The 17,019-nt window shown below is 66.6% G+C and carries 15 protein-coding genes and 1 riboswitch; of the genes, 11 read left to right on the top strand and 4 right to left on the bottom strand.

Going from position 1 to position 17,019, the window contains the following annotated elements:
• Window positions 1-12: 12 nt before the first annotated feature.
• Both fliK and E1956_RS03740 read left to right on the top strand, forming a co-directional pair.
• Window positions 13-1,569 (top strand): flagellar hook-length control protein FliK, encoded by a 1,557-nt coding sequence (gene fliK, locus E1956_RS03735; protein WP_134747487.1) that lies wholly within the window; start codon window positions 13-15, stop codon window positions 1,567-1,569.
• Window positions 1,566-1,961 (top strand): EscU/YscU/HrcU family type III secretion system export apparatus switch protein, encoded by a 396-nt coding sequence (locus E1956_RS03740; protein WP_134747488.1) that lies wholly within the window; start codon window positions 1,566-1,568, stop codon window positions 1,959-1,961. Before fliK ends, E1956_RS03740 begins: the two co-directional genes overlap by 4 nt.
• 84 nt (window positions 1,962-2,045) lie before the next feature.
• On the opposite strand, the gene E1956_RS47360 is transcribed toward E1956_RS03740, so the two are convergent.
• Window positions 2,046-2,168 (bottom strand): hypothetical protein, encoded by a 123-nt coding sequence (locus E1956_RS47360; RefSeq protein WP_256377760.1) that lies wholly within the window; start codon window positions 2,166-2,168, stop codon window positions 2,046-2,048.
• A 393-nt stretch (window positions 2,169-2,561) separates the two neighbouring features.
• Between E1956_RS47360 and E1956_RS46640 the strand changes: the two genes are divergently transcribed.
• The 3 genes from E1956_RS46640 to E1956_RS03755 all read left to right on the top strand — a co-directional run bounded on the left by E1956_RS46640 (window position 2,562) and on the right by E1956_RS03755 (window position 4,213).
• Entirely contained in the window at window positions 2,562-3,098 is a 537-nt protein-coding gene (locus E1956_RS46640; protein WP_197732812.1) for a PAAR domain-containing protein, read from the top strand.
• Complete coding sequence (locus E1956_RS03750) at window positions 3,091-3,795, top strand: M35 family metalloendopeptidase (RefSeq protein WP_134747489.1); 705 nt, start codon at window positions 3,091-3,093, stop codon at window positions 3,793-3,795. Before E1956_RS46640 ends, E1956_RS03750 begins: the two co-directional genes overlap by 8 nt.
• 67 nt (window positions 3,796-3,862) lie before the next feature.
• Window positions 3,863-4,213, top strand: coding sequence for an OmpA family protein (locus tag E1956_RS03755; RefSeq protein ID WP_167759972.1), 351 nt, complete (start codon window positions 3,863-3,865; stop codon window positions 4,211-4,213).
• A gap of 255 nt (window positions 4,214-4,468) precedes the next feature.
• Here the strand turns inward: E1956_RS03755 and E1956_RS03760 are convergent, their stop codons facing one another.
• Together E1956_RS03760 and E1956_RS03765 are read right to left on the bottom strand one after the other, a co-directional pair.
• Window positions 4,469-5,986, bottom strand: a complete 1,518-nt coding sequence (locus E1956_RS03760; protein ID WP_134747491.1) for a coniferyl aldehyde dehydrogenase — start codon at window positions 5,984-5,986, stop codon at window positions 4,469-4,471.
• A gap of 35 nt (window positions 5,987-6,021) precedes the next feature.
• Window positions 6,022-7,908, bottom strand: a complete 1,887-nt coding sequence (locus E1956_RS03765; RefSeq protein ID WP_232071254.1) for an isovaleryl-CoA dehydrogenase — start codon at window positions 7,906-7,908, stop codon at window positions 6,022-6,024.
• A 287-nt stretch (window positions 7,909-8,195) separates the two neighbouring features.
• Here E1956_RS03765 and E1956_RS03770 point away from each other — a divergent pair, with 287 nt between their 5' ends.
• Together E1956_RS03770 and E1956_RS03775 are read left to right on the top strand one after the other, a co-directional pair.
• Window positions 8,196-9,839, top strand: coding sequence for a GMC family oxidoreductase (locus E1956_RS03770; RefSeq protein WP_134747492.1), 1,644 nt, complete (start codon window positions 8,196-8,198; stop codon window positions 9,837-9,839).
• A gap of 247 nt (window positions 9,840-10,086) precedes the next feature.
• Window positions 10,087-11,823 (top strand): OmpA family protein, encoded by a 1,737-nt coding sequence (locus E1956_RS03775; RefSeq protein WP_134747493.1) that lies wholly within the window; start codon window positions 10,087-10,089, stop codon window positions 11,821-11,823.
• 124 nt (window positions 11,824-11,947) lie between these two features.
• Here the strand turns inward: E1956_RS03775 and E1956_RS03780 are convergent, their stop codons facing one another.
• Window positions 11,948-12,895 (bottom strand): LysR family transcriptional regulator, encoded by a 948-nt coding sequence (locus E1956_RS03780; protein WP_134747494.1) that lies wholly within the window; start codon window positions 12,893-12,895, stop codon window positions 11,948-11,950.
• 132 nt (window positions 12,896-13,027) lie between these two features.
• Here E1956_RS03780 and E1956_RS03785 point away from each other — a divergent pair, with 132 nt between their 5' ends.
• The 4 genes from E1956_RS03785 (at window position 13,028) to ahcY (ending at window position 16,972) form a co-directional block, all read left to right on the top strand.
• A complete protein-coding gene (locus tag E1956_RS03785; RefSeq protein ID WP_134747495.1) occupies window positions 13,028-13,489 on the top strand; it encodes a CidA/LrgA family protein in 462 nt (153 codons plus the stop codon).
• Window positions 13,490-13,509: 20 nt separating this feature from the next.
• On the top strand, window positions 13,510-14,232 hold the full coding sequence (locus tag E1956_RS03790) for an LrgB family protein (protein ID WP_134747496.1): 723 nt from the start codon (window positions 13,510-13,512) through the stop codon (window positions 14,230-14,232).
• Between the two features lie 326 nt (window positions 14,233-14,558).
• Window positions 14,559-15,329, top strand: coding sequence for a glycosyltransferase family 2 protein (locus tag E1956_RS03795; RefSeq protein ID WP_134747497.1), 771 nt, complete (start codon window positions 14,559-14,561; stop codon window positions 15,327-15,329).
• Window positions 15,330-15,412: 83 nt separating this feature from the next.
• A riboswitch (S-adenosyl-L-homocysteine riboswitch) is annotated at window positions 15,413-15,520 on the top strand.
• Window positions 15,521-15,553: 33 nt separating this feature from the next.
• Window positions 15,554-16,972, top strand: coding sequence for an adenosylhomocysteinase (gene ahcY, locus E1956_RS03800; protein ID WP_134747498.1), 1,419 nt, complete (start codon window positions 15,554-15,556; stop codon window positions 16,970-16,972).
• The last annotated feature ends 47 nt before the right edge of the window (window positions 16,973-17,019 follow it).

Genomic DNA, 17,019 nt, shown 5'->3' on the forward strand with positions numbered 1-17,019 from the left:
GCCACGCTCCGCATGAACGGAATCGATACGAGCGCTGCGGCGCTGCTCGCGAGCCGCATAGGCGCGCTGGGCCCGAGCGGCTCCCAGAGCAGCGCGGGCGCCGCGCAGACAGGTGTTTCCGCGCTCACAGGCGGTGTTGCCGCGCTGGCCGACCCGCAAAGCGCAAGCTCCCCCCAGGCTTCGGCGCAGACGGTGCTCTCGGCAGTCGCGCTTGCGCTCGACGCGATCATCCGCTCGGGCGGCGAGGCCACGCCCGCCGTGGTCGGGCGCGCGCCGATCTGGACCGATCCGGCGGCTGCCGGCGGTGCACCGTTGGGCGACGCCGGCTCGCTGCCGCTGCCGGGCCTCGCCAATCCCGCGGGGCAGACACTCACGACCACCCAGGCCCAGTCGATGGAAGCCGCGCTGCTCGCCGATCTGGCGGTGGAGGCGGCGCAGGCGGGATTGCCAGGCGGTGCGCAAGACACCGATGGCGCTGCCGGCGCGGCAAGCGCAAATGACGGCACGGCCGGCGCGCAGGGCGCCGCGTCCACGCCGCAAGGCGCGCAAGCCGCCCAGGGGGTGGCACTCGCCGCGCAATCCGGCCCGGTCGCGGCGCTGGCCGCCACGCTCGCGCAGACCGTGGCGTCGAGCGGGCTCTTCTACGAATCTCATCTCGCCCAATGGCTGCGCGGCCAGCGCACGCCCGGTGAGCTCGCCGACGAGCCGCAGAATCGCCTGACCGGCGACGGCGCGCAATTGCCGCTCGACTGGAGCCAGGCCGCGGACGACATCGACGACGTGCTGTGGACCGATCTGCCCGGCGCCGCGCAGCAGGGCGCGCGCACGGCCAGCACCGCCAGCGCGGCGGGGACGGCGGCGGCCCCCGGCGCGCGCGGCGAAGCCAATGCCGCTGCGTTCGCCCAGGAGGCCCTCCGCGAAGGGGGCCGCACGGTATCGGCGCTCGCCGACACGCTGCTGCCCGCCGCCCGTGCGCCCGCCGGGGCGGGGACCGGCGTCGGCGTGCACGAGGCGCTGCTGCCGCTGGTGCGCCAGCAGCTCGACCTGCTCGCGACGGGCGAATTCCGCTGGACCGGCGAGGCGTGGCCGGGCGCGCGGCTCGACTGGACCATCCAGCAGGACGATGACGAGCGCTTCGATCCCCGCAACACGCGCGCCGGGCGCAGCGCCGACGACGACGAAACGCCATGGCGCACGCGTCTCACGCTGGCGCTGCCGGCGCTGGGCACCGTCGACGCGGAGCTGACGCTCGCGGGCGCGACGCTCGCGGTGCGCGTGCAGGCGAGCCCGGGCGGCGCGCAGCGTCTCACCGCGCACAGCGAAGCGCTGCGCGGGCGGCTCGAGGCGCTGGGGCTCGCGCTCGCCGGGCTGTCGATTCGCGAGATCGGTGGCGCGGGCGGCACGATGGGCATGGACGGCGCGCGGGCCGCCGGCGCGTATGCGCGCACCGCCGCGGCGCAGGCGGGCGACGCGCATGCAGGCGGCCCCGCCGACGCGCACGCGGCGCCCACTTCACACGCGGCCGATGCGCCGCACGCCACGGACGCTACTGACTGGGAGCTCGGATGAGCCGCACGCACCGCCGGAGCGCCGCCGCGCTTGCTTATGACGACCCCGTCGCGCGCGACGGCGCGCCGCGCGTGGTCGCGAAGGGCTATGGGCTCGTCGCCGAAATGATCGTGCAGCGCGCGAAGGAAGCGGGCCTCTACGTGCACGAAGCGCCGGAGATGGTCTCGCTGCTGATGCAGGTGGATCTGGATTCGCAGGTCCCGCCGCAGCTCTACCAGGCCGTGGCCGAGCTGCTCGCATGGCTGCACGGACTTGAAACGGCGGAAAGCGAGGCGAGGCAGGCAAAAGCGGCCGCGGCGCGAGACGCGCAAGCAGCGGCGGCGCAATCGCGGCTGCCGGACGCCAAGGCGCTAATGGGCAACCCATTGCGCTGGCCCGCGCTGCCGCGCTAGCAACATACCTCGTCTTCAAGTTTCAATGTGCCAGGGCAAACGCATCGCGTGCCGCCTGAATCGGCAGACTGGTTGCCTTAACGGTCAGTAGTGGACACCTGCATCGACAAGCTTCTGTGCAATGTCCATCTGGCAACCCGTCACGTCGTTCGTCACGCCGCCGCCCTTGAGTAGTTGAGCATCGAGTAGCGGGGGAATGGCCGTCATCTAGCTACCGGCGCCCGAGAGAATCGCGCAGATCACCAAAGGCTTGCTCGGTGGTCAGCACGTCATGTATGGCGTCTTTTCCAGGCAAAAGTCCGAGCAAACAACCCACTGGGCGTGATTACAACCTCTCGTTATCCATTTTGAAGTTTGGTCGAATTGCTACGTGAGCGAGGTATCTTCACCCTGATTCGGACAAATCTTATGTTGCCGATTCAATAAAGGGTGTACCTATCGAATTCCGGGAGGAATTTAACCCGCTTCGTCGCCGGTCCCCCACCGAGCCGGTCATTTTCGCGTCTACTTCGAGGAGGTATGGAAATGTCGAATCAGCAGGAACGGAAAGGCGGCAAGTATGTGAGGCTCGATATCGCTACGCTCGAGGGAGAAGCCTAAATGCGTATTCCTGTTGTCAGGGACGGCGATCCCACAACTACGGGCGGTAACGTTATAGCGACAAAGGCCAAGATTCACGATCATGGGAAAAAGATTGCCCTGCATCTTGAACACGCGACATGTGGAAACTGCGACGGCTCGTGGCCCATGTTTGGCACAGGTGACAAGATGAGCGACCACGGTACGCCGGTGGTAATCCAGGGCGATAGAATCTTATGTCCTTGCGGCAAAAATCGCGTTTTTGCGCGTGAAGATGTTGGCGTCTTCATTCACAAAACCCTCGAGGCTAAACGAATTAATCGCGACGGCGCGAAAATTCTCGCGCACAGCGCTCCAACGCATGAAATCTACGACGAACAATACACGCTCAAGGACGGAGACGGTCGAACGCTTGCGGGCATGCGCTATCGGATCGTTACAACTAGCGGGCGCGTTATCACTGGCACAACAAACGGGTTGGGCGAAACTGAACGGATTGCGACTGATGGAACAGAAAGACTGAAATTCTACACAACAGGAGGCGTTATCCATGAGTAAATTTTCAAGTGGTAACGAATACGGATTCGAGACGAACGAAAGCGAAGAATGGTTCGAAGTGCATTCGAGTGCGGTAACGAATACGAACCCCGGATCAATGGTCTATGTGACTATTGACACCACGCCGATTTGTTCGAATATGACCGATATCGAATTTCGCAGGACGGTTCTTGCGTTGCGCGATGACGCTGTAAAGGTGATTCAGCAACGACTGAAGGAATTAGCCGCATGGGGACCATCCGCACAGGAGCGCGTACGAACATGGTTTGGGTCGACTGACGCTGCTACACGTCAGACGCTCATTACTGGTTTGAACGCGCTAATACCGGTAATGAACGCACTCAGAGGCTGGAATTTCGTTCGACCGGATTCATACATGGACCGTGCAACTGGCTGTGTTCCGAACAGAAAGAACATAAGCGGCGAAGCGGCGCATGTATGCCGACCCGATACAGCTACGCATACGATCGCGATTAGGGAAACCTTTTGTACGATGCCGAACAAGAGTGCGGCAACAATGGATTCAAAGCAGCTCACCCTTGTTCACGAATGCACCCACTTTATCGATACCTTTGGATCAATCGACTACAACAACACCTATGGACAATTTCTCGGTAAGCGCCTCGCACAAAGCGAACCCGCAATGGCACTCCAGAATGCGGACAATATCGCTTGGTATATCCTATGCGCTGACTAGCCTTGTCGCAGTGTCCTTGCCATGTGTCGCTAACGCATGCAGTTTTGCTTTGCAGTACGGTGGCAAGATGGAGCGCAATGTAACCGATCTATCAAATGTGGATCGTTTGAGATTAGCGGATCTGCTTATAACCGTTCTCGATAGTGCCGCAAAAGAAGGCCCTGTCGTCATATACGGCTTGGCTGACGAACGCGAACGCGATGCCTCTCTGACTGCACGTAAGCGTGCTCAATCGGTTAGCGACTATCTTGAGAGGTTAGGCGTTACGTCGAGCCGGATAAACATCGACACCAAAATCTGGCACGCTGGCTCTCAGGCGCCAATCAGCGAACGCAATCAAATTGAGGTCGAATTCGAACCAGAATGCGGGCCGAACGGCTGCGAAAATCCCTGTGGTATCTCCACGCAGAAGCAATAGCATTGCCATGCTGTCCCTGCTACGGCAGGGTTTTCACCCGAGCCTGCCGGCACGATCCAATTAACCAGAATCGTGCAGTGCTAGCCGGACAGGTCGAGCAGACAGGCGTTGGCCGGTAGCACTTTACCTGTGCGCCATTCATGGTTGCGGCTATATTTCCGACGGCGTGCGTGCAATAGCTTGGGTAAGGAAGCATCGGATATGAAGCGGTCGCTTTTGACCTTGTGGGTTACTTCCGTTGCCCTCCCATCGCATCTAGAACTTCAACATTACGCGAATCAGCAGCTTGAACAGCCTGCCGTAGGGCGGCGCGATCAGGCCGCGTGCATTGACGCGCGCCTGCGTGAACACAGGCTTCATCCGCGAGAACGTAGCGAAACCCTCGTAGCCGTGATACGCGCCCATGCCGCTCGCGCCGACGCCGCCGAACGGCAGCCCCTCGGCCGCGATGTGCATGAGCGTCTCGTTCACCGACATGCCGCCCGCCACGGTCTCGTGCGTCACGCGCTCGACGGTGCGCGCATCGTCGGCGTAGAGATAGAGCGCGAGCGGCCGCGCGCGCTCGTTCACATAGCGCAGTGCTTCTTCGAGTGAATCGTAGGGCACGAGCGGCAGCAGCGGCCCGAAGATCTCCTCCTGCATCAGTGCCGTGTGAGCGGGCGCGCCCGTCACGATCACGGGCGCGAAGCGCCGCGTGGCGGCGTCGCGGGGCCCGAGCGCATGCAGTTGAGCACCCTCGGCCTGCGCTTCGTCGGCGAGGCGCTCGAGCCGCTCATAGTGGCGCGCCGAAATGATCGAGGTGTAGTCGCGGTTGTTCGCGAAGTCGGGATAGAGTTCGCCAAAGCGCGTGCGCGCGCGGGCGATGAAGGCGGCCTCGCTGCCGCGCGGCAGCAGCACGTAATCGGGCGCGATGCAGGTCTGCCCCGCGTTGAGCGTCTTGCCGAGCAGCAGGCTGTCGACGGCGTAGTTCAAGCGCGCGTGCTCGCCGATCAGCACCGGCGACTTGCCGCCCAGCTCCAGCGTGACCGGCGTGAGGTTCGCGGCGGCCGCGCGCATCACCTCGTGGCCGACGCGCGTCGAGCCCGTGAAAAGCAGATGATCGAACGGCAGCGCCGTGAAGGCGGCGCCCACGGCGGCGTCGCCGTTCACGACCGCCACGTGGTCGCGCGCGAAGGTCTGGCCGATCAATGCCTCGAACAGCGCCGAGGTGCGCGGCGTAAGCTCCGACATCTTGATCATCGCGCGGTTGCCCGCCGCGAGCGCGCACACGAGCGGGCTCGCGCCGAGCAGGAGCGGATAGTTCCACGGCACGACGATGCCCGCCACGCCAAGCGGCTGCGGCACGACGCGCGCGCGGCCCGGCGCGAGCCATTTGCCGGCGCGGCGGCGTTGCGGGCGCATCCAGCGCCCGCCGTGCTTGAGCGCACCGTCGATCTCCTGCTTGAGCACCACGAACTCCGCGAGCGCCACCTCGGCTTTCGAGCGCTGGCCGAAATCGGCGTTCATCGCTTCGGCTAGCGCGTCCTGATGCGCGAACAGCACGTCGCGCAGCGCCCGCAGGTTGCGCGCACGCTCGCTCCATGAGGGAAACGGCGCGCGCTGATGGGCCTCGCGCTGCGCGGCGAGCAACGCATGCAGCGATTCGCGCGGGTCGCCGGGGTTGCCGGGGTTGCCCGTCTGGCCGGAAGTCGTGCTCTGCGCGCCGCGGCTGAGGCCGCCGCCGCTGTCGTTGCCGTCCTGGCGTGCGAGTGCTTCGGGCAGATCCTGCTTCATGGTCGGTCCTTGTGAGGATGGCGCGACGCCGCCGCTCACGCCGCGAGGTAATCGGTCGGCAACGCTCGCGCGATCAGCGCCGCGTGATCGAAGCGCGCGGGCAGCGTGCCGAACACGCGCCCACAGTCGGCGTCATGCTCGTCGAGGCGCGTGGCGATGAACGCCTCGGCCACCTCGGGCGGCCCCGCGCGCAGCAGCATGCCCTGCGCGATCAGCACGATCTGCTGGGCGATATGCCGCGCGCTGGCCTCGCGCGAGCCGGGCGCGCCGTTGAGCAGCGCCGAGAGCCGGTCGAGCGCCGCCGAGAGCGCCGCATGCCCCGCCGCCTCGCGCCGCCACGCGAGAAAGAGCATCTGCGCGGCATCGGCGTCGCGCTCGAGCGCGCGCAGCACGTCGAGGCACATCACGTTGCCCGAGCCTTCCCAGATCGAATTGACGGGCGCCTCGCGGTAGAAGCGCGCCATCGGCCCTTCTTCGACGTAGCCGTTGCCGCCCCAGACCTCCATCGCTTCGCCGGTGAAGGCGAGGGTGCGCTTGCAGACCCAGAACTTCGCGGCCGGCGTGACGATGCGCCGCCAGGCGCGGGCCACGAGTGAGCGCTCGCTCTCTTCCGCGGCGGTTCCGGTTGCATTGGCGTCATTCGCGTTCGCGCTTTCTTCGAACGCCTGCGCGAGCCGCATGAACAGCACCGTGGCGGCCTCGGACTCGAGCACGAGATCGGCGAGCACGTTCTGCATCAGCGGTTGATCGGCGAGCGCACGGCCGAACGCGCTGCGGTGCCGCGCGTGATGGATGGCCTGCACCAGCGCGGCACGCATGAGCGCCGCGCTGCCGATCACGCAGTCGAGCCGCGTGAAGTTCGCCATTTCGATGATGGTCGCCACCCCACGCCCCTCGTCGCCGATCATCACGCCGTACGCGTCGAAGAATTCCACCTCGCTGCTCGCGTTCGAGCGGTTGCCGAGCTTGTCTTTCAGGCGCTGCACGTGGACCGCGTTTTTCGTGCCGTCCGGCTTGAAGCGCGGCACGAAGAAACACGAAAGACTCTCATGTTCCGTGGTGCGCGCGAGCACCAGATGCGCGTCGCACTGCGGCGCGGAGAAGAACCACTTGTGGCCGGTCAGCAGATACTCGGCGCCGCGTCCGCTGGCGATGCCCTCCGGACGCGCCTGCGTGCGGTTGCTGCGCACGTCCGAGCCGCCCTGCTTTTCGGTCATGCCCATGCCGATCATCATCGAGCGCTTGCCGGCGAGCGGCACGTCGCGCGCGTCGTGCTCGCGCGTGTAAAGGCGCTCGCGCAGCGTGTCGAAGAGGGCAGGCTCGCGCTGCAGCACCGGGATGCTCGCGAACGTCATGGTCAGTGGGCAGAGCGATCCCGATTCGAGCTGCGCATGCAGGAAATAGCCGGCGCAGCGCGCGGCCATCGCGCCCGGACGCGGCTCCGAGAACGGCAGCGCATGCAGGCCTTCGGCGCGCAGCAGCGCGAGCAGCTCGTGCCAGGCGGGATGGAATTCGAGTGCGTCGATGCGCTCGCCGCGCGGGCTGTGCGTATGCAACTCGGGCGAGTGGCGGTTGGCGAGATCGGCCAGCGCGAGCGTGGACGCCGCGCCCAGCGTTGCGCCGTGGCGCACGAGCGCCTCGCGATGCCAGCCGGCTCCGGCGCGCGCGAGCGCTTCGCCCAGCGCGCAATCGGTCGTGAAAAGGTTGTAATCGGCGAGCGGCGGCGCCTGATTCGTAACCGCGTGAGTGGTGCCGGGGCGATGGGCGAGCGTTTCGACGCCCGACGTAGCGACGCCCGGCGCCTCTGCGTTCGACGTCTGCGTTGTGTCCATCTTGCCGCTGCGGTCCGTCGAGTCCATCTGCGTGTCTCCATCGGCGGCGCGCGAGCGCGCGCGGCCAAACAATGCCGATCTGCGGTCCATGTGCGCGCCAGCGCTCCCTGTGCTGCTTGCCGGAATCTTTCAGCGCGCGCGGCTGAACGGCCTTTCATGGTAGCCGTCTGGCTGACGCCTACGTCACCCGAGGATTAGAGGAAAGGTTCTGACATAAAAGCTGACCTCAGCCTCGGACGCTTCCTACAATGCGCGAAAAAGCGAAATCGAACGAGCGTGCATCTAGCGTGCCTCAAGCGCGTTTTGCATGCAACGCCCCGTGCATGGGACCGGCATCCGTGCTGAAGCGCCGACGCCGGCCGACAAAGGGAGGAGGCATGCAATACGACTACGTCATCGTAGGCGGCGGCTCGGGCGGCGCATCGCTCGCCGGGCGGTTGGCCGAGCGCTGTCCCGAGGCGAGCATCGCGCTGATCGAAGCGGGGCCGCACACCGCGCGCAATCTGTTCGTCAACATGCCGTTGGGCGTCGCGGCGCTCGTGCCGCGGCGCACGAAGAACAACTACGCCTACGAGACCGTGCCCCAGCCGGGTCTCGCGGGCCGCCGCGGGTATCAGCCGCGCGGGCGCGGCTTCGGCGGCTCGAGCGCCATCAACGCGATGATCTATACGCGCGGCCATCCGCTCGATTACGACGAATGGGCGCAACTGGGCTGCGCGGGCTGGGCGTGGGACGACGTGCTGCCGTATTTCCTGCGCGCCGAGGACAATTCGCGCGGCGCCAGCGCGTGGCACGGCGCGGGCGGACCGCTCGGGGTTTCCGATCTGTGCGAGCGCAATCCGGTGGCTCAGCGCTTCGTGCAGGCCGCGCGCGAGGCCGGCTTTCCCCTCAGCGATGACTTCAACGGCGCCGGGCAGGAGGGCGTGGGCTTCTATCAGGTGACCCAGCGCGGCGGCGAGCGCTGCACCGTGGCGCGCGCCTATCTGTATGACCCGTGGCCAGGCCAGCCGCGCACGAATCTCCATCTGATCGCCGATGCGACTGTGCTGCGCGTGACCTTCGACGGCGCGCGCGCTTCGGGCGTCGAGATAGCGCGCGACGGGCGCACCGAAACGCTAGAAGCGCGCGCCGAGGTGATCCTCGCGGCGGGCGCGTTCAATTCGCCGCAGCTCCTGATGTGCTCGGGCATCGGCCCCGCCGCGCAACTGCGCGCGCATGGCATTGCGGTGCGCCACGACGCGCCCGAGGTGGGCCGCAACCTGATCGACCATATCGACTTCACGTTCAACAAGCGTGTGTATTCGAGCGAGGCCGTGGGCTATTCGCTGCGCGGCGGCGCGAAGATGGTGTCCGGCCTCGTGCGCTATCTGCGGACCCGGCGCGGCATGTTCACAAGCAACGTGGCGGAAGCGGGCGGCTTCCTGAAGAGCCGCCCGCAGCTCGACCGGCCCGATCTGCAACTGCACTTTTGCACGGCGCTCGTCGACGACCATAGCCGCCGTCTGCACTGGGGCCACGGCTACTCGCTGCACGTCTGCGTGCTGCGCCCGGCGAGCCGCGGCACGGTCACGCTCGCGAGCGCCGATGCGCGCGTGGCGCCCGTGATCGATCCGCAATTCTTCTCCGATGCGCGCGATCTCGATCTGCTGGTAAAGGGCGCACGCCTCGCGCGGCGCATTCTCGATGCGCCCGCGCTCGCGCAGATGGGCGGCCGTGAGCTCTACACGCATGCGGACCAGAGCGAGGCCGAATTGCGTGCGGCCATCGCGGCGCATGCCGACACGATCTATCACCCCGTCGCGACCTGCCGCATGGGCGGCGACGCGCACTCGGTCGTCGATCCGCAATTGCGCGTGCGCGGCGTGACGCACCTGCGTATCGCCGATGCCTCGGTCATGCCGGCGCTGATCGGCGGCAACACCAACGCGCCGACGGTGATGATCGGCGAGCGCGCGGCCGACTTCATCGCCGCGAGCCGGCGCGCCGGCAACGCGGCGCACGGCGCAACAGTCATCGCCTGACGCAGATCCTCCTGTTCCCGTACAAGTTGACAGTCTTTCGTGCGAAGCATCGAAACGAGGCGCAGCGCTCCGGCGCAAACCGCCTCGTTTTGACATTGCATTGAAGAAGAAAAGGCCAATCGATGGCTTTTCGTCAAAGAGTGTGCGGCACATGCGCCAGGCGCATTTTCGAGATTTCGGACTCCCTATAATCGCGCGGCATCTGGGCGTGTCAGTTGGCGCGTCCGCGTACTGGAGGAACCGCTCGATGAGCATCAATGTCTTTCAATTGCTGGAAACGGTCCTGAGCGACGACGTCGTGCGTACGCTCGCCGGCCGCTTCGGCCTCACACCCGACCTCACCCGCAAGGTCACGAGCGCAGCGGCTCCGGCCATCGTCGCCGCCATCATGCATCGCGGCAGCACGCCCGAAGGCGCGCGCGGCCTCTTTTCCGCCATCATGTCGCCGGACGTCAACGCGCTGATCGGCAAGCAGCTGCCCGAGATGCTCTCGAGCACCTCGGGCCTGAGCCAGCTGGAAACCGCCGGCCGCGAGCTGATCCAGAAGACCGCGGGCGTCAACGTCGGCGCACTCGCCGACGCGGTGGCCGCGCAAACCGGTGCGGCGCAGTCGACGGCGTTCTCGCTGACCGGCGTGGTCGGCGCGGCGGTCATGGGCATCCTGAAGCATCATTTCACGGGTTCGCAGGGCATGGTCGGACAACTGCCCACGCTGCTTGGCCATCAACTTTCGTCGGTCAATGCAAACCTCACCGACCGCCTCGCCCAGGCCGTGGGCCTCGGCACCGCGGCCAGCTTCGCAGGCTCGATTCTCACGCGCCTGAAAGATGTCTCGACGCATCTCGATCATCCGCAGCCGGCCGTGCGCCCGATTCCTGCCGCCGTGCCACCGCAGACCGCCGCAACGCCGCCGATCGAGCCCGAGAAGCGCGGGCATTCGTGGCTGTGGTGGCTGCTGGCCGCCATCGCGCTGATCATCGCGTTCTTCGCGCTGCGCTCGTGCCAGCGCGACGACGCCGCCGAAGACACGCAGGCCAGCGCCGCTTCGGCCGCTTCGGCCGTGGCACCGGCGGCGCAAGCCGCATCGGAAACGAGCGCGCCCATCGCGCTGCCGGCTTCGCAGGCCTCGGAGGCCGAGCCGGCCTCCAGCGCTGAAGCGGCTTCGGCAGCGAGCGCCGCCGCACCGGCGCCGACCCAGGACTCGCACCTCTCATTCACGGTCGACAAGGCCGGCGTGCCGACGGTCACCGCCACGGTGGGCACCGAGGCCGAGAAGGCCCAGCTCCTCGACGCGCTCACGAAGAAGTTCGGCGCCGGCAAGTTCGACGCCAACGTGACGGTCGACGCCGCAACCAAGCCCGCTGCATGGCTCGCGCACCTCGACGGCCTGCTGCCGCTGCTCGCGCTGCCCGGCGCCGAAGTCAAGATCGACGGCTCGCACGTCGAGCTGAGCGGCACCGCGGCCAACGCGCAGCTCGGCTGGCTCGACAAGCTCAAGGCGCTGTTCGGCTCGGGCTTCGACATTGGCGTGTTCAACGTGCAGCAGGCCGTGGCCGACGCCACGCAATCGTTCCGTGACGCCATCAAGGGCCTGTTCGGCTCGGAGGCCTCGTGTGCTTCCGCCGATATCGTGAAGGTGTTCAACCTGCAGGTGGTGAACTTCGCGACGGGCAGCACGAGCATCCCGGCCTCGGCGGGCGAAGACCTGCGCCAGTCGGCCAAGGTGCTCAACGCCTGCGCGAAAGAAGGCAAGCCGGTCAAGATCGAAATTGCGGGCTATTCGGATAACGTCGGCAACGCGGCGAGCAACCTCGCGCTTTCGAAGCGCCGCGCGCAAGCCGTGCGCACCTACCTGGTCGCGCAAGGCGTGAGCGCGTCCACGCTGACCGCCGAGGGTTACGGCGACGCCAAGCCGCTCGAGAGCAACGACACCGAAGGCGGACGCTTTCACAACCGGCGCATCGAGTTCGTAGCACAGCAGTAAGCGCAAAAAGCGTTACGCGGCGCAGCGCGAGAGAGACCACCTAAAAAACGCGTAGAGAGCCGTCCGGCGTGGGCCGGACGGCTCTTTACTTTGCACCGCTACGCGATGCAGGCGCGCCCATGCGTCAGCGCGCCCCGGCGGCCGGCTTTTCGAGACCCGGCGGGCGCACGAAGTCGTCGAGGAAGGTGGACGGCTTGCCGTATTCCGCGCGCGCCACCTCGAGCCACGCGCGCGCGGCGTGCGAAAGATAGCTGTTGCGCTTCCAGCCGATGGCCATGTCCCACGGCACTTGCGGATCGGTGACGGGCAGGCAGGTGAAGCGCGCCGCGTCGAGCCGGCGCACATACGGCGCGGGCAGCAGCGCAATGCCCACGCCCGCGAGCACGAGCGCCGCCATCAAGTCCCAGTGGCCGCTGCGGCCCACGATCTGCGGCGTGAAACCCGCCGCGCGGCACGCGGCGAGCACGACATCGTTCAGCGCGAGGCTTTCCCCATAGAACACGAACGGCTCGCCGGCGAGATCGGCGAGCGGCACGCTGGGCGCGCCGTCCCAGCGCGAGTCGCGCGGCGCGACCAGCCACAGGAGTTCGTGGGAGATCGGCAGCACGTCGATCTGCTCCGGATCGACGGGCAGCAGCACGCCGCCCAGCTCGAGCTCGCCGGAGATGAGCGCGGCCTCGATCGCGCGCGAGCCCTGCTCGAAGAGCTTGAGCTCGATCTTCGGATAGCGCTGGCGGAACGCGGCGATGGCCGGCGTGAAGAGCGAGCCGCCCATCGGCGGGATGCCGATCGTGAGCTCGCCGCGCCCGAGCGTGTCCAGATCGGCGAGCTCGGCCTGCAGCTGCGCGTATGCGGCGAGCACGTCCTGGCCGCGCTGATAGACGATGCGCCCAGCGTCGGTGAGCACCATCTGGCGCGCGTCGCGCAGCAGCAGCGGCGTGCCGGTCTCGTCCTCGAGCGCCTTCACCATCTTGCTGATGGTGGGCTGGGTCACGTGCAGCTGTTCGGCGGCGGCGGTGAAGCTCTGCTGCCGCACCACCTCGATGAAATAGCGAAGGGCGCGCAATTCCACGGTTGTGTCTCCTGTCTGCCTGTGAGGGCGTAGTATTCCATTATGGAATGCAATCGATAAATCTAAGTCATTTTATTTATGCTGCGCTGCACCCTATACTGACTTCCATTCCACTGTCACTTAGGGTTTGCCATGACTTCTCCGACGATCTCCGCACGGACCCCGCAAACGGGTGGGCTGGCGCGCGTTGGCCGGATTGCGGCGCAGTCGGCGCTGCTCGCCGGGGTCTGGTTCGCCGCCGACGCGCTCGTGCGCGCCGCGCATCTGCCCGTGCCGGGCGGCGTGGTGGGACTCGTGCTGCTGCTGGCGCTGCTGTTTTGCGGCGGCGTGACGCCGCGCTGGGTGAAGGCGGGCGCCGACTGGCTGCTCTCCGACATGCTGCTGTTCTTCATCCCGGCCGCCGTGGCGGCCGTGCAATACGGCGGGCTCTTTCGCGCCGACGGCTGGCGCCTCGCGCTCGTGGTGGTGGGCGGCACGCTGATGGTGATGGTGGCCGTGGCCTTCGCCGTGGAGCAGGCCGCGCGGCTGGAGCGCCGTCTCGCGCTGCGCCGGGTGCGCGACTCGCGCCACTCGCGCCACGTGGCGCGGGCCTGAGCGTCACGCCGGGGTCAATCATGAACACGTTCTACGCCTCCCTGTTCGCCGACGACGCCTCGCGGCTGATCGCCGCCGGCTGCTTCGTCCTCACGGTCGCGCTCTATTTCGCCTCGAAGGCGCTCTACGCCCGCTTTCGCTCGCCTTGGCTCACGCCGCTCGTCGCGGTGCCGGTGGTGCTAGGCGCGATCGTGCTGCTGCTGCACATTCCGTATCCCGTCTACTTCCAGGACACGCGCTGGCTCATGTGGCTGCTCGGCCCGGCCACCGTCGCGTTCGCCGTGCCGATCTACGAATACCGCGAGCTGCTCAAGCGTCACTGGATCTCGCTGACGGTGGGCGTGACGGTGGGCATCGTGGTGGCCGTGGGCGGCTCGCTCGTGCTCGCGAAGCTGCTGCATCTGTCGCCCGAGCTGCAGCGCAGTCTGATGACGCGCTCGGTCTCCACGCCGTTCGCGCTCGCGGTCTCCGACAAGATTCACGCGCCGCGCGACCTCACGGCGCTCTTCGTGATCGCCACGGGCGTGTGCGGCATGCTGTTCGGCGAACTAGTGCTCGGCCTCGTGCCGCTGCGCACGCGGCTGGCACGCGGCGCGCTCTTCGGCGCGGCGGCGCATGGCGTGGGCACCGCGAAGGCGCGCGAACTCGGCAGCGAGGAAGGCGTGGTCGCGAGCCTCACAATGATGATCGCGGGCGTGGTGATGGTGCTGCTCGCGCCGGCGCTGGGCTTCCTGCCGGTTTAAGGGGGCCGCCCAGGTCGGGCGGCGATCCGTGGGGCCGCCCAGGTCGGGCGGCAATCCGTGGGGCCGCCCAGGGCGGGCGGCGATCCGTGAAGCTGCAAGCGGCGCGGCGGGCATCCGTCGGGCCGCCGTCGGTCGGACGGCGATCTGTGCGGCGTAAATCCAGGGGGCGGCCATCCGTGGGCCCACAGGCGGCGCGACCGCCATCCGCGCAGTCGCCCGCCACGGTGTGCCGTTGCGTCGCGGCCACGCAGGAATTCACGATACCGCGATACGCCTATGATCCAGCCTGTTGCCGCGGATCATGCGGTTCATTGCCGCCGCCTCTCATGTCCCCCATTTCGATCATCATCCCGTGCTTCAACGGTGCCGCCACGCTGGCGCGTGCGCTGGAGAGCTGCCTCTCCCAACGCGAAGCCACACAACTCTTTGTCGTCGACGACGGCTCGTCCGACGCCTCCGCCTCCATCGCCGAGGCCCATGCCATGCGCGACGCGCGCATCCGGCTCCTGCAGATGCCGGCCAACGGCGGCGCGGCGCGCGCGCGCAACTGGGCGGCGCTGCACGCGGCCACGCCGCTGCTCGCCTTCCTCGACGCCGACGACGAATACCTGCCCGGCGCACTCGCCGCCGCCCATGAGCACATGGAACAGCACCCGCACGAAGCGGCGATCCGCCTCGACGTCGAATACGTGGGGTTTCCCGAGCGGCTGACGAAGCATCCCGATTTCGGGCAATACGCCGCCGTGCTCAGCAACACGGTGCCGAGCAGCCTCGTGATCCGCCGCAGCGCCTTTCTCGCGCTGGGCGGCTTTCCGATGGACGAATTCTTTCGCCGCCACGGCGGCGAGGACGGCGCGCTCTCGTGGACGCTGCGCGAGATCTTCGGGCAGCGCCGCTTCACCGGCGCGAAGCAGGTGCGCATGCACTACCACGAGGGCATTCATGCGGAGCGCTTTTTGAATATCCAGATGGGCTTCGCTGAAGCGGACCCGGCCACGACGGCCGAAACGGTGCGATGCTCGCAAGCCTTTCTCGACGCCGCGGTCGCGAGCGTGAAGCAGGTGCGCGCGCTCGATCTCGCGCAGCCCGATCGCTGAATCCGCACCCGGCGCACCCGCCGCACCGCGCGGGCACAACTGCGCCGCGCGGGCGCCATCTCGTTTTGCTACAATCACGCCTCGTCTTCGAGGAGCGTTGCGACGGATTTTCTGTGATCCGCCAGGCTCGAAGGCGCTCAATACGGTTGCATTCCCCGAATCGACCGCACTGAAAACGGCGCTCACGTCTTTAATTTCTAGTCACTTTTAGAAAGGAGGGCGTGATGAACGCCGCAATTCCGCAAGATCAAGCCAACGATTTCGTCGTCGCCGATATGGCACTTGCCGGCTGGGGCCGCAAGGAACTCGACATCGCCGAAACCGAAATGCCCGGCCTCGTGCAGACGCGCGAAGAGTACAAGGCGCAGCAGCCGCTCAAGGGCGCGCGCATCGCGGGCTCGCTCCACATGACGATCCAGACCGGTGTGCTGATCGAGACGCTGACGGCGCTCGGCGCGGACGTGCGCTGGGCCTCGTGCAACATCTTCTCGACCCAGGATCACGCCGCCGCTGCCATCGCAGCGGGCGGCACGCCCGTGTTCGCGTTCAAGGGCGAATCGCTCGACGAATACTGGGAGTTCTCGCACCGCATCTTCGAATGGCCGAACGGCGAATTCGCCAACATGATCCTCGACGACGGCGGCGACGCAACCCTGCTGCTGATCCTCGGCTCGAAGGCTGAAAAGGACCGCTCGGTCATCGCCAAGCCGACCAACGAAGAGGAAGTCGCGCTCTACAAGTCGATCGAGAAGCACCTCGAGATCGATCCGCAGTGGTACTCGAAGCGCCTCTCGCACATCAAGGGCGTGACCGAAGAAACCACGACCGGCGTGCACCGCCTGTACCAGATGGAGAAGGAAGGCCGTCTGCCGTTCCCGGCGATCAACGTGAACGACTCGGTCACCAAGTCGAAGTTCGACAACCTGTACGGCTGCCGCGAATCGCTCGTGGACGGCATCAAGCGCGCGACCGACGTGATGATCGCGGGCAAGATCGCAGTCGTGGCCGGCTACGGCGACGTGGGCAAGGGCTGCGCGCAATCGCTGCGCGGCCTCGGCGCGACCGTGTGGGTCACCGAAATCGATCCGATCTGCGCACTGCAGGCGGCGATGGAAGGCTACCGCGTCGTGACGATGGAATACGCCGCCGACAAGGCCGACATCTTCGTGACGGCAACGGGCAACTACCACGTGCTGAACCACGATCACCTGAAGGCGATGCGCCACAACGCGATCGTCTGCAACATCGGCCACTTCGACTCGGAAATCGACGTCGCTTCCACGCGCCAGTACCAGTGGGACAACATCAAGCCGCAGGTCGATCACATCATCTTCCCGGACGGCAAGCGCATCATCCTGCTGGCCGAAGGCCGCCTCGTGAACCTCGGCTGCGCCACGGGCCACCCGTCGTTCGTGATGTCGAACTCGTTCACGAACCAGACGCTCGCGCAGATCGAACTGTTCACGCAGGGCGCGAAGTACGAGAACAAGGTGTACGTGCTGCCGAAGCACCTCGACGAGAAGGTCGCACGCCTGCACCTCGCGCGCATCGGCGCGAACCTGACCGTGCTGTCCGACGACCAGGCGTCGTACATCGGCGTCGACAAGAACGGTCCGTTCAAGCCGAACCACTACCGTTACTAATCGAAACAACGCGACACAACGCGACACAACGCGGCCCTCATTTTTAA

This window comes from Paraburkholderia pallida (assembly GCF_004524855.1).
Taxonomy (GTDB): domain Bacteria; phylum Pseudomonadota; class Gammaproteobacteria; order Burkholderiales; family Burkholderiaceae; genus Paraburkholderia; species Paraburkholderia oxyphila.

Excerpts from the sequence above, each read along its gene's own strand:
- fliK (WP_134747487.1), top strand. The coding sequence starts at position 13 with ATGAACGGAATCGATACGAGCGCTGCGGCGCTGCTCGCGAGCCGCATA.
- E1956_RS03740 (WP_134747488.1), top strand. The coding sequence starts at position 1,566 with ATGAGCCGCACGCACCGCCGGAGCGCCGCCGCGCTTGCTTATGACGAC.
- E1956_RS47360 (WP_256377760.1), bottom strand. The coding sequence starts at position 2,168 with ATGACGGCCATTCCCCCGCTACTCGATGCTCAACTACTCAAGGGCGGC.
- E1956_RS46640 (WP_197732812.1), top strand. The coding sequence starts at position 2,562 with ATGCGTATTCCTGTTGTCAGGGACGGCGATCCCACAACTACGGGCGGT.
- E1956_RS03750 (WP_134747489.1), top strand. The coding sequence starts at position 3,091 with ATGAGTAAATTTTCAAGTGGTAACGAATACGGATTCGAGACGAACGAA.
- E1956_RS03755 (WP_167759972.1), top strand. The coding sequence starts at position 3,863 with ATGGAGCGCAATGTAACCGATCTATCAAATGTGGATCGTTTGAGATTA.
- E1956_RS03760 (WP_134747491.1), bottom strand. The coding sequence starts at position 5,986 with ATGAAGCAGGATCTGCCCGAAGCACTCGCACGCCAGGACGGCAACGAC.
- E1956_RS03765 (WP_232071254.1), bottom strand. The coding sequence starts at position 7,908 with ATGGACCGCAGATCGGCATTGTTTGGCCGCGCGCGCTCGCGCGCCGCC.
- E1956_RS03770 (WP_134747492.1), top strand. The coding sequence starts at position 8,196 with ATGCAATACGACTACGTCATCGTAGGCGGCGGCTCGGGCGGCGCATCG.
- E1956_RS03775 (WP_134747493.1), top strand. The coding sequence starts at position 10,087 with ATGAGCATCAATGTCTTTCAATTGCTGGAAACGGTCCTGAGCGACGAC.
- E1956_RS03785 (WP_134747495.1), top strand. The coding sequence starts at position 13,028 with ATGACTTCTCCGACGATCTCCGCACGGACCCCGCAAACGGGTGGGCTG.
- E1956_RS03790 (WP_134747496.1), top strand. The coding sequence starts at position 13,510 with ATGAACACGTTCTACGCCTCCCTGTTCGCCGACGACGCCTCGCGGCTG.
- E1956_RS03795 (WP_134747497.1), top strand. The coding sequence starts at position 14,559 with ATGTCCCCCATTTCGATCATCATCCCGTGCTTCAACGGTGCCGCCACG.
- ahcY (WP_134747498.1), top strand. The coding sequence starts at position 15,554 with ATGAACGCCGCAATTCCGCAAGATCAAGCCAACGATTTCGTCGTCGCC.